Source organism: Seohaeicola sp. 4SK31, from assembly GCF_028802875.1.
Lineage (GTDB): Bacteria > Pseudomonadota > Alphaproteobacteria > Rhodobacterales > Rhodobacteraceae > Seohaeicola.
Genome location: NZ_JARAMP010000012.1, coordinates 137,962 through 149,443, shown reverse-complemented (window position 1 = coordinate 149,443; position 11,482 = coordinate 137,962). Strand labels below are relative to the sequence as shown.

At 61.7% G+C, this 11,482-nt stretch carries 12 protein-coding genes; 9 read left to right on the top strand and 3 right to left on the bottom strand.

Going from position 1 to position 11,482, the window contains the following annotated elements; genetic code table 11:
* Positions 1-58: 58 nt before the first annotated feature.
* Positions 59-280, bottom strand: a complete 222-nt coding sequence (locus tag PVW27_RS11970) for a universal stress protein (protein WP_274557995.1) — start codon at positions 278-280, stop codon at positions 59-61.
* Between the two features lie 77 nt (positions 281-357).
* On the opposite strand from PVW27_RS11970, the gene PVW27_RS11965 reads away from it, so the two are divergent.
* From PVW27_RS11965 to PVW27_RS11950, 4 genes are read left to right on the top strand one after another with little or no spacing between them, the layout of a single operon-like run.
* Complete coding sequence (locus PVW27_RS11965) at positions 358-786, top strand: MarR family transcriptional regulator (RefSeq protein ID WP_274557993.1); 429 nt, start codon at positions 358-360, stop codon at positions 784-786.
* Positions 783-1,301, top strand: coding sequence for a biotin/lipoyl-binding protein (locus PVW27_RS11960; protein WP_274557991.1), 519 nt, complete (start codon positions 783-785; stop codon positions 1,299-1,301). Before PVW27_RS11965 ends, PVW27_RS11960 begins: the two co-directional genes overlap by 4 nt.
* The gene (locus tag PVW27_RS11955) at positions 1,219-1,980 is read left to right on the top strand and encodes an HlyD family secretion protein (protein WP_274557990.1); all 762 of its coding nucleotides are present in this window, start codon (positions 1,219-1,221) and stop codon (positions 1,978-1,980) included. Before PVW27_RS11960 ends, PVW27_RS11955 begins: the two co-directional genes overlap by 83 nt.
* Positions 1,967-3,598: a DHA2 family efflux MFS transporter permease subunit gene (locus tag PVW27_RS11950; protein ID WP_274557988.1), complete on the top strand. Its 1,632-nt coding sequence runs from the start codon at positions 1,967-1,969 to the stop codon at positions 3,596-3,598. The genes PVW27_RS11955 and PVW27_RS11950 overlap by 14 nt, the downstream gene beginning before the upstream one ends.
* 64 nt (positions 3,599-3,662) lie before the next feature.
* On the opposite strand, the gene PVW27_RS11945 is transcribed toward PVW27_RS11950, so the two are convergent.
* A complete protein-coding gene (locus tag PVW27_RS11945; RefSeq protein ID WP_274557986.1) occupies positions 3,663-4,556 on the bottom strand; it encodes an SDR family oxidoreductase in 894 nt (297 codons plus the stop codon).
* Between the two features lie 29 nt (positions 4,557-4,585).
* A complete protein-coding gene (locus PVW27_RS11940) occupies positions 4,586-5,344 on the bottom strand; it encodes a DODA-type extradiol aromatic ring-opening family dioxygenase (protein ID WP_274557985.1) in 759 nt (252 codons plus the stop codon).
* A 180-nt stretch (positions 5,345-5,524) separates the two neighbouring features.
* On the opposite strand from PVW27_RS11940, the gene PVW27_RS11935 reads away from it, so the two are divergent.
* The 5 genes from PVW27_RS11935 (at position 5,525) to PVW27_RS11915 (ending at position 11,423) form a co-directional block, all read left to right on the top strand.
* The gene (locus PVW27_RS11935; protein WP_338019955.1) at positions 5,525-5,884 is read left to right on the top strand and encodes a winged helix-turn-helix transcriptional regulator; all 360 of its coding nucleotides are present in this window, start codon (positions 5,525-5,527) and stop codon (positions 5,882-5,884) included.
* Positions 5,871-6,470, top strand: a complete 600-nt coding sequence (locus PVW27_RS11930) for a TetR/AcrR family transcriptional regulator (protein WP_274557983.1) — start codon at positions 5,871-5,873, stop codon at positions 6,468-6,470. The genes PVW27_RS11935 and PVW27_RS11930 overlap by 14 nt, the downstream gene beginning before the upstream one ends.
* Before the next feature lie 142 nt (positions 6,471-6,612).
* Positions 6,613-7,167: a TetR family transcriptional regulator gene (locus PVW27_RS11925; protein ID WP_274557981.1), complete on the top strand. Its 555-nt coding sequence runs from the start codon at positions 6,613-6,615 to the stop codon at positions 7,165-7,167.
* On the top strand, positions 7,154-8,302 hold the full coding sequence (locus tag PVW27_RS11920) for an efflux RND transporter periplasmic adaptor subunit (protein WP_274557979.1): 1,149 nt from the start codon (positions 7,154-7,156) through the stop codon (positions 8,300-8,302). The genes PVW27_RS11925 and PVW27_RS11920 overlap by 14 nt, the downstream gene beginning before the upstream one ends.
* 31 nt (positions 8,303-8,333) lie before the next feature.
* The gene (locus PVW27_RS11915; protein WP_274557977.1) at positions 8,334-11,423 is read left to right on the top strand and encodes an efflux RND transporter permease subunit; all 3,090 of its coding nucleotides are present in this window, start codon (positions 8,334-8,336) and stop codon (positions 11,421-11,423) included.
* Positions 11,424-11,482: the final 59 nt, after the last annotated feature.

Sequence of the window (11,482 nt, the reverse complement as noted above, 5' to 3'; positions counted from 1 at the left end):
CCGGGCCAATGCGCCATGGCACATGCCAACTATTTGGGGAGCGCACGCGCCATGGCGCTTAGTGCCCCGCCACTGGCCTACTTTTGCGCCGCCACGTGGCCGGTTTTGTCTCCGCCGTTGACAGTATCGCGGTTCCCGCCATCGACGCGCTGACGGCAAGGTTGACCACCGACAACAAAACGACGCTCGCGCCGCAAATTTGCGCCAGCCGGGCGCCTTCGCGCAAGGCAAGGCGCCCCTCGGTCGTGCCATCGTAAGCCAGAAGGATTGTGCCGTACATTTAAGAAAGTTCCAGGTTGATATTCCACAAATTCCGATTTAGCTAGCATCCTATCAGATAGGATGCAATCAAGGCATATGGCGGAAGACGTGGAATTTGCGGCCGAGCTCGGTAAAGTCGCCAGGCGCTGGCGGACCCGGCTGGATTCGCGCCTGCGTGCCCTCGGGCTCACCCAGGCGCGCTGGATGGCGCTTCTGGAGCTATCACGTGCGGATGGCCTGACACAGCGCGAACTCGCCGCGACGCTGGGCGTGGAGGGGCCGACGCTGGTGCGCCTGCTCGATGGACTCGAGGAACAGGGCCTGATCGAGCGGCAATCTTGTCCGGATGACCGTCGGGTGAATCGCCTCCGCCTGACCGAGGCCGCCGGTCCCGTCCTGAGCGAGATCCGCCAGATTGCCGATACAACGCGGAAGGAGCTTCTCGATGGGTTGGCCACAGATGATCTGAACGCCGCGCGACGTGTGCTTGCCATGATTGCCGAACGTTTGGAGCGGACCGAGTGAACAAGATTACCGAACTCCAGAAGGACGCTGCCGCGCAAAAGGTCGACCGGGTCGAGCCACAGGATGAGGCTGCGCCGTCAGAAATGCCTGCGGCACCGCCTCTTCGGCGTCGCGTGCGACCGCTGCGCATAGGCATTCTCGTATTGGCAATCGCTGCGCTCACCGTCTTCGGCGGGCGCTGGCTCGCCGCTCGCTGGTCCCGCGTCTCGATCGACGACGCCCGCATCGCCGCCACTCTCGTCACAGTCTCCAGCGAGGTGAGTGGCGAGATACAGGAGATCACGGTCACGGCGGGTGAGCGCATCGCAGCGGGCGAGCTTCTGGTGTCCATCGATCCGGAGCAGGCCGAGCTCGTCGTGGCGGGCACCGAGTCGCGGATCGCGGATCGCGGCACTCGGCGCGCAGATCGGGCAGCTTCGCGCACAACAGGACATGATCCTTGCGCAGATCCAGAGCCGACTTGCCGCCGCGAGGGCTCAGATCGACGCAGCCGAGGCGAACCATACCGCAGCTGAAGCGGAATTACGCAACGCTCAAAGTCATTTCGACCGGATCGCCACCTTGGCAAGTCGGCAGATTGCAACCCCGCAAAACGAAGAGGACGCTCAGGGAAGGCTCGATGCCGCGCGCCAACAGGAACTGGCGACGGCCGCAGCGATCGCGGCCGCCCGCGCCAATCTGGACATCGTCAAGTCTGACGCCGGGCAGATCGCCGTCATTGATCACCAGGTCGCGCGGATCGAGGCCGAAATGACCGGCCTCGAGGCGGAGCGGGCGCAGAGGCTGATCGACCTGCGAAACAGGGAGGTGTTGGCGACTTTCGACGGCATGGTTGATGCCACCTTCGTCGATCAGGGAGAGTACGTCACACCGGGCACCCGGCTCCTGATCTATCATCGTCCAGACGAGGTCTGGGTAGACGCGAACGTGAAGGAGACGGATCTGCGCAGGATCAGCATCGGCGCACCAGTGTTGATTTCTGTCGACGCCTATCCGGGCCGTGAGTTTCGCGGCCAGGTCGAACGGATCGGCGGCGCGGCGACCAGCCAGTTCGCGCTGCTCCCGAGCCCCAACCCAAGCGGCAATTTCACCAAGGTGACTCAGCGGGTGCCGATCAGGGTCTCGGTCGAGACGGAAGGAGTGGTTCTGTCGCCCGGAATGATGGTGGTATTGAGCATCGATGTCGCAGACTGACGCGCTTTTCCGGAAATATGGTCCAATTTACCGGGCCTATGCAACCGCCACGGTGATGATAGCGACGGTGTCGGTTGTCTTGTCGACGACGATCGTGAATGTCGCAATCCCTGACGTGATGGGCGCCTTCGGCATCAGTGCAGTGCAGGCACAGTGGCTCTCGACCGGCTTTCTCGCGGCGATGACCGCGACCATGCTGCTGGGCGACTGGGCCGACCGGGCCTTCGGTCTGCGGCTGTCGCTGAACGTGGCGCTGGCGGTGTTCATCTTGGGTTCGGTGCTTGGCGGGATCGCGCCAAACGAGAGTGTCCTGACGCTTGCGCGCGTGGTGCAGGGCGCAGCCGCGGGAGTGGTGCAGCCGTTGAGCATGATCCTGCTTTTTCGCGTCTTTCCCCCCGAAAAGCGCGGAGCCGCGATGGGCATCTTCGGCATTGGCGTGGTGCTGGCCCCGGCACTCGGACCGTGGATCGGCGGCTTGCTGATCGACGCATTCGACTGGCGCTGGGTGTTCTACCTGGGTCTGCCGCCGGGCATCGCGGCGATCGTGCTTGCCAATCTGTTCGTGCCGGGTCGTGATGCTACCGGACCGCGCCCCGGTTTCGACTGGACCGGCCTCGGGCTACTCGTGATCTTTCTCGCGTCCCTGCTCAACGCGCTCACCAACGCGCAACGGCTGGGGTGGAGTTCCGACCCGATCCTTCTCCAGTTCGCGATCGCCGCCGCTGCCGCGACCGGCTTCGTCATGTGGGAACTGCGTACGTCCAAGCCGATGCTCGACTTGCGGCTCTTCCGCAACGTGCCTTTTGCCTCAGCGGCCGTTGTCTCCTTCATCATGGGCGCCGGGCTCTTCGGTTCGACCTACCTGGTGCCTCTGTTCGTGCAAACGATCCAGGGTTTCACGCCGACCCAGGCAGGGCTTCTGCTCATGCCTTCGGGTTTCGTTCTGGTGCTCGTGTTCCCGTTGGCCGGGCGGCTCTCCGACAAGCTGCCCGCAGCCCTGTTGATCGGGGGCGGCATGGCGCTTTTCGCTTGGTCCTCCTGGCTGTCAGCGGCCGTCGAGATCAATACCGGGTTCTGGACGTTGGCGTGGTGGACGATCTTGTCGCGGGTGGGGCTCGGCTTCGTCTTCCCGGCCATCTCGGCCGGGCCGTTGAAGACACTGCCCCGCGACCTGATCGGACAGGGCTCGGGCGCCATAAACTTCATCCGGCAACTCGGCGGCGCCTTTGGCGTCAACCTGCTTTCCGTATTCATGGAGCGCCGGACGATGCTGCACGCAGACGCCCTCGCCGCGACGCAGACCAGCGACAATCCGGCCACGATGACCTTCCTTCGGGAAGTCGGCAGTCTCCTGCATGGTACTGGCCTGCCTGACTCGCAGGTGGCGGCGGCAGCTGCGCAGTTCCTTGGGAGAACTGTGGTCATCCAGGCGAACACCGCGGCGTTTCGCGACGGGTTCCTCGTTGTCACGCTGATCTTCCTGATAGCGTTGATTCCGACGGCGATCATGCACTATGCCTCTGTGCGTACACCGTCCCCCGCAGCTGTGCCACCGCTTGCGGGGAGTGGTGCAGGTGATCCTGCCCGGTCGCGGACGCTCACTCCGCAGCATAACTGAAAACCCGGCCACGAACCCTTGCGCGGTGGCTTGTTCAGCAAGATTGGCTCTTTGGGCGTGTCGTTTACGCCTGTCCTGTCAAAGCGGTTTTGTTTGCCAGCAGGAAATCCCGGACCGACTCCGCCTTCTGCCCGGTCAGTTTTTCAACCTCATGCGAGGCAACATCAAGATTTTCCGTAGCAATGGCGACGTCGAAGGATGAGAAGACATCCGCGACGAACTCCGGCAGGCCGTTCTTGACCATAGCCTCGACAAGCGCATCGCGCGTGATCGAGACATAGGGGATCTTCTTTCCGGAAACTTTGGACAGGATCGCGGCGATCTCGGCATGGCCGACGACCTCGGGTCCGGTGATGTCGCGCAGGGTCGATCCGGTCTCGGACAACAGGGCCGCGGCGGCAGCGCGGGCGCAATCTTCGCGCGTGACATAGCCTGCTTTGCCTTCGCCTGCTGCCGCGTATAGCGCCCCCGCATTGATTGCCTGCTGTCCGCTCTGCAACAAGAGATCGGCATAAAGGCAGTTGCGCAGGATCGTGTGCGGGATGCCGGTCTGCTTGATCAGCGCCTCGGTCTCACGGTGATCGGCGGCAAAGGTTATCGGGCTGCTTTCATCCGGGTTGGTGAGCGACGTATATACGATATGCGAAACACCGGCGTCCTGCGCGGCGGCGATCGCGTTACGGTGCGCGGCAAGCCGTTTGCCCGGCTCAAGGTCGTCCGTCGAGATGATCAGCAGCCGCCCGCCGCCGGCAAAGGCCGCGCCAAGAGTGGCCGGGTCATTGAAATCGCCTGCCCTGACGTCGACCCCACGCCCCAGAAGGGCCGCGAGCTTTTCCGGCGTGCGGGTGATTGCAACAAGGGGCTCGGCCCCCTGCGCCAGCAGGTTCTCGATGACTTGACTGCCGAGTTGGCCGGAGGCACCGGTCACGATGAAGGGGCCTTTGATGTCAATTGACATGACTTTGTGTTCCTGTTCCAAGTTTCTGTTCAACCGAAGCGAAAGGCGCTTTCGATAGCGCCAAGAACGTGATCCTCCAGCGTCTTGCGACCGATATCGTCGCCCGCCGCACCCGCCACGACGTGCAGCGGGATGAGATGCTCTTCGCGCGGATGGGCATCGCGGCCGCCGGGTGCGTCCGACCAGTGCGTCAGCCTGCGGTTGCGGTCCTCGGGATCGGGGCAGGTCATCGCCTCGGTCAGCCAGGCGTCGAACGCGCCGCCAACGATGTCGCCCCGCGGCCCGCAGCGCAGGCTCCGCATCATCACGCCCATGTTGTGATAGGTGTTGCCGCTGCCGAGGATCAGCACGCCCTCGTCGCGAAGGGGGGCCAGGGCCTGGCCAAGCGCGATATGGCGCCCGGGGTCGAGATCGCTGGCAACCGACAGCTGGACGCAGGGAATGTCGGCCTCTGGAAAGGCGACCTTGAGCGGCACGAAGACGCCGTGGTCAAACCCCCGTTCGGCATCCTTTGCGGCGGGGAGACCCGCGGCGCGGATCAGGTCATGCACGCGCTCCGCCAGCGCCGGATCGCCGGGGGCGGGCCAGGTCAACTCGTAGGTCTGGGGCGGGAAACCGCCGTAGTCGAACAGAAGCGGTGGGGCGGGGTTGGTCTGCATGGTAAAGGCGGGCTCTTCCCAATGACCCGAGATCACCAAGAGCGCCCTGGGGCGCTCAGGCAGCGTGCCCGGCAGATCCTGCAGGAACTGCCGGTGCCGGTCCCACTCATCGGGCGGGTTCCAGTCCATGAAGAAGCATGGGCCGCCCCCGTGGGGAATTAAGAGCGTGGGTTGGCGGGCCATGTCCGTTTGTCCTTCCCGGTTTGCAGGGAGACCTCGCGTGTCTCGTGAAGACACTGAATAGTTGATGCATGGCGAAAAATAAAGTAGGAACGGAAAAGTAACAGCATAGCCCGAGGGTGAACAGCGATGCCCAAGGTCCCGCCACAGTGCCCGATGGACTCGATTTTGCGTCTGCTCATGGGACCCTGGACCACCTACATCATCTGGGTCCTGAGTGATCAGGGGCCGCAAAGGTTCGGGGCGCTGAAGCGAGCTGTGCCGGGGATATCAACCCGAATGCTGACTGAGCGTCTGCGGATGCTGCAAGGCGCTGACGTCATCTGGCGCGAACAGGCTGAGACCATTCCGCCTGCGGTGACCTATGGCCTGACGTCGCGCGGCAACGACTTGCGAAGCGTTCTCGACGCACTGGGAGAGATTGCACATAATTGGGAACACGAGGGCGTCTTCGCAGGCGAGGGAGGTGGTCGGCATGAGGGTCAGTAAAGTTGACGATGTGCTCAGAGGGGCCAGGACCGTTTTCCTGAAATGTGGCTTCGAAGGTGCCAGCGTCGATGCGATTGCCGAGGAAGCGAAAGTATCCAAGGCAACCCTTTATGCTCATTGTTCAAGCAAGGAACAGCTCTTTCTGATCGTTGTGCAAGCGGAGTGCGACAGGCTCTCGGCCGAAATATCTCGACCGCTATCAAGCAGAGAAGATCCGCGAAGCGTCCTGGAAGAGCTCTCACGGCGCATGATCGACCTTGTGATGGATGATGACTACATTCGTCTATTGCGTTCCTGCATTGGTGCGGTTTCGGTTCTGCCCGAGGCAGGCGACATATACATGGAAGCGGGTCCGAAGCGGGCTACCGGAATTGTCGCGCGGATCCTTCAAGGCATGCGCGACGCGGGATCTCTGCACGTGCAGGATTGCCATACTGCTGCCGGTCAGTTCATTCATCTCTCCCTGTCCGGCGTCATCATGCCGAGACTGTTGGCGCTCGAGCCTCGGATCGATGCATCAGAACATTCCACGAAAGCTACTGACGCCTTTCTAGACGTCTATTCCGCGGACAATAGCTCGATTTAGCGGGAGGAGGACACCCAGGTGGCTTCATGTACTCTTGACAGCAGGCGCCACGCCTTTCTGACGCGATGTGCACCAGACGCTTGACTTAGGTGGTAACGAGACATAGCTGCCTGTCGAACCTAACCGTCCGGATGGTACAGAAATGAAAGGGCGCCTACTCGCTGCGGGAGAAGGAAAGACCTCGCGGAGGATCCTCGAGGCGGCGCGTGCGATTGCCGCGCGTGAAGGGGCTGGAAAAATAACGATTGACGCCGTCGCAAAGGAGTCCGGCCTGAGCAAGGGCGGGGTGCTATACAACTATCCGACGAAGAAAGCCCTGCTATCCGGACTTTTGAACCAAATGCTCTCGGCGCATCGCGTGCTCCTTAACGATCTGCCCGAGCGGCTGTCCTCGCGCACATTGCGAGGACATCTTGAAATCATCACCCGATCCAAGGATGTCGACGATGACCTGTCCATGGCGATACTCGCCGCCGCGGCCTCGGATCCACAGCTGCTAGATCCACTCCGCGTTGAGCTGACCGGCGATCTTGAGCGCATCCTGTCCGACACGAAGGACGCTCCGGGTGCCATGATTACCGTCCTTGCGATCCAAGGGCTGAGGTTCCAGAAGCTTTTGAAGCTTCCGGATGGCGGCGCGGACATCGGGGAACGCGTCATCGAACGATTGAGGACCATGATCAATGAACTCGAATAGAAAGACACGACGTTTGAAGCAATTAATGTCTGTTGTCTTGGTCGCAGGCGTGGCTGCCGTTGCAATTCCGTTCGCTCCGTCGTTCCTGACCGACGTGCTTGCTCAGACCGCGACGGGCACCACGGAGGCAGATGTTGACACACGGCCTGGGGGGAACGCGGAACGACCGGTCACAGTCGAAGTCACCCGTGTGATCAGTCGCTCCGTCAATCAATCCCGCACCGTCGCAGGTCGCGTCGAACCTGCCCGGACAGTGGATTTTGCGTTTCAGATATCGGGGCAGATCGTTCGGCTCGCGGTGGAGCCCGGCGATACGGTCCGCGCGGGCGACGTTATTGCCGAGCTCGATCCGGTCGATTTCGAGCTTACGGTCCACCGGGCGCAAGCGTCCTTCGATCTCTCGAAGTCCGAGCTTAATCGCGCGGCCGGTCTCGCCGCGCGGGGTGTCGCGGCCGACGCCCGGCTCGAGACTGCGCGCGCCCAATTCGCGCAGGCAGATGTCGCGCTGCGAGAGGCACGGCGGCGTCTCTCACAGACCCAGATCGTCGCGCCGTTCGACGCGATCGTGGCGCGCACCTTCGTCGAGGAATACGTCAACATTACTTCGGCCGCCCCAGTCGCACGCTTGCAGGACCTCAACGAGATGCTAGTCGTGATATCGCTGCCGGAGGAACTTGCGGCCATTGCGCGAGCGACACCCGGCGCCTTCCACATCGTGGCGAGTTTCCCAGCCGTGCCGGGCTACACGGCACCTCTCGTACTCCGGTCCTTTGCGACCGATGCCGACCAGACGGCGCAGACCTATGATCTGGAATTCGCCATCACCGGCGATATCGACCCGCGCCTGCTGCCAGGAATGACTGCGGATGTGCGCATTGCCATTGCGGCAGAAGAAAGTCGCCCACAAGCCATCATCGTTCCGGTTTCAGCGGTGGACACGACGAGCCGACCCAATCCTTCTATTTGGGTCTACAATGAATCATCCGGCCAGGTCTCGCGCAGGTCGGTCCAGCTTGGGCTTCCCGTTGATGACGAGGTTGTCATTCTGGGCGGTCTGGAGGGCAACGAACTGGTCGTGTCTGGCGGCTGGTGGCGGCTCAGCGACGATCAGGCAGTCGTCGTTTCGGGTTTGTGATCCTACCCTTTTAACAGGACGAAAATAGTTCATGGCACTCAGCATTTCACGCGCCAGCATCAAGCGTCCCGTCGCGGTATGGCTTGCGATCATCTTCTGCCTGTTCGGTGGCTACTGGGGGCTGAACACGGTCGGCCGTCTGGAAGATCCGAGCTTTACCCTCAAGACCGCGCTCGTCTTCGTGCCCTATCCCGGCGCCACGGCCGTCGAGGTCGAGGAGGAAGTCGCTGACGTCATTGAGAATGCTTTGCAGCAGATGAAGCAGCTGGACAGGGTCGAATCCAAGTCGATGCCGGGCATGGCGCAGATTACTGTTGACATCGTGGACACCTATGGTCGTGACGAAATCCCGCAGGTCTGGGACGAAATGCGACGCCGAATCCGAGATGTGGAGGGGGAGCTTCCGGCGGGCGCGCGCGCACCCATCATAAACGACGACTTTGGCGACGTCTTCGGCATGTTCTACGCTGTGACGACCGAAGGTCTGACCCCACAGCAGCAGCGTGATCTGGCGAGGTCGTTGCGAGTCGGACTCGTCACTGTCGACGGGGTCGCAAATGTCGAGGTTCAGGGCCTCGCCGAAGAATTGGTCACCATTTCGATCCCATCCGCCCGCCTCACTGGACTTGGGATTCCGCCCAACCAGATACTTGGTCTTCTTACGGACGAGAACCAGGTGTTCACCAATGGCGAGATAACCGAGGGCCCTGCTCGTATCGGCCTGTCGGTTCCGCCGGGTTATGTAACACCCGAAGGGCTTGAAGAACTGCGGCTTGGCGTGGCTGGAGAGGTCGGACAAGTGGCGGTCAACGACATCGCCCGTGTCACTCGCGATGAGGCCGAACAGCCAAGCCAGATCATCCGCCAGAACGGAGCAGCAGCCTTCACTCTCGGCGTGTCGGCGTTGACAAACCGGAACGTCGTCGAGGTCGGCGCTGCGGTCTCGGACCGGATCGAACAGCTGAGGGCCGCGTTGCCCGAGGGGGTAGAGATCACCCCTATCTATGAACAGCATGTTGTGGTCGACGAGGCGGTTTCGAGTTTTCTTGTCAGCCTAGGGCAGTCCATCGCCATCGTCGTCGGGGCGCTGATGCTGACCATGGGCTGGCGGGCGGGCCTTGTGGTGGGGGCAACGCTCGGGCTCACCGTTTTCTCCACGCTGTTCTTCATGTCGGTGTTCGGGATCCAGATGGAACGGATCAGCCTGGGCGCCCTGATCATCGCAATGGGAATGCTGGTTGATAACGCCATCGTCATCACCGAGGGAATGGTGATCGGCATGGCGCGGGGAAAGAGCGCGGAAGACGCGGCGGTCGAAACAGAAGGTTCCACATCCATCCCCTTGCTCGGCGCGACCGTGATCGGGATCATGGCCTTTTCCGGGATTGGTCTGTCGCCCGATGCGACGGGCGAGTTCCTGTTTTCTTTGTTCGCGGTGATCGCCATATCGCTGCTCATGAGCTGGGTTCTTGCCGTAACCGTCACGCCGTATCTTGGCAAGCTGCTGCTCAAGGCCCCCAAGAACATTTCGGATGATCCCTACAAGGGCGCTTTCTATGGGGTTTATCGCGGGTTTCTGTGGCTGGCGCTGCGCGCCCGTATCCCGGTCGTGCTGACAATCTTGGGGATCACCGTCTGGTCGGTGATGGCCTTCGGTCAGGTCAAGCAGGCCTTTTTCCCGGCGTCGAACACCCCGATTTTCTATGTCCAATTCCAGATGCCGCAAGGGACCGACATCAATGTCACCGATCGCGAAATGCGACGTCTGGAACAAATGTTTCTGGCCGAAGAGGGTGTAACAGATGTGACGACCCTGGTGGGGCGTGGTGCAAGCCGCTTCATGCTGACATACAACCCAGAGCAGGCGGATGCCAGCTATGGCCAGCTCATCGTCCGGGTTGCGGACGCCGCGATGATCCCGGCGATCGCCAGCAGACTCAACGAAGACTTGCCCGCTGAATTCCCCCACGCTCTGATCCGCGTCGAAGAGATCGTGTTCGGACCGCCAGCCGGTGCCGATGTTGCAGTTCGTTTTTCGGGACCCGATCCTGTCATCCTGCGCCAGCTCGCGGATGAGGCGACAAGCATTTTCGAGGATGCTGGCACGATCACCAATCCGCGCACCAACTGGCGCCAACGGGAAATTCTCATCGAACCTGTCGTAGACGAGTCGCGGATGCGGCTGGCCGGCGCTACGCGCAGCGCGATTGCGGACACCATTCGCTTTGGAACCTCCGGCTTGCGCGTTGGCGAGCTGAGAGAGGGAGACGAGGTGGTCCCGATTCTTCTCCGACTTCCCGAGAGCGAACGTGACGGCATCGGCCACGTCCGCGACCTGTCCGTTTGGTCCGCGGGGGCGGGATCCTATGTTCCAATGGCCAACCTGGTGGAACGCTTCGAAACACGCCTCGCCGAGGCGCTCATTCACCGGCGCGACCGCGAACGGACGATCACCGCCCTTGGTGGCGCGCGCAGCGACCTCACCGCTGATGAAGCTTTCCGCAGTGTCCGCGCCGAGATCGAGGCCATTCCGCTTCCGGAAGGTTACTCGATGGAATGGGGTGGCGAATTCGAAAGCGCCGGGGAGGCGCAGCAAAGCCTTGGCAAACAGCTTCCCCTAGGCTTCCTGGTCATGCTGACGATTTCAATCTTGATGTTCAACAAGATCCGCCAACCGCTGATCCTTTGGCTTGTCGTCCCCATGTCCGTGACGGGCATGGTCCTGGGGCTGTTGCTCACCGGATTGCCTTTCACCTTTACGGCATTGCTCGGCTTCCTCTCGCTATCCGGGATGCTGATGAAGAACGCGATTGTTCTGGTCGAAGAGATCGACTTGCAACGTGCAGATGGTGTTGCGGATTACGAGGCCGTGATGAATGGATCGGTCAGCCGTCTGCGCCCGGTGGTGCTCGCGGCCGGCACGACGATTTTCGGCATGATCCCACTGCTGCCGGATGCGTTTTTCGCGTCTATGGCGGTGACGATCATGGGCGGCCTTGCCTTCGCTTCGGTCTTGACGCTGGTGGCCGTGCCGGTGCTTTACGCGCTCCTCTTTCGGATCCGTCCTCCGAGGCGGGAGATGAATCCAGCCACGTTGCATTCGAAGGTGACCTCTTCCTGACTTTGCGAACTGGTCGATATCACGTGATTAAGGTGACGACTTTGTGGGTTAACATTCTC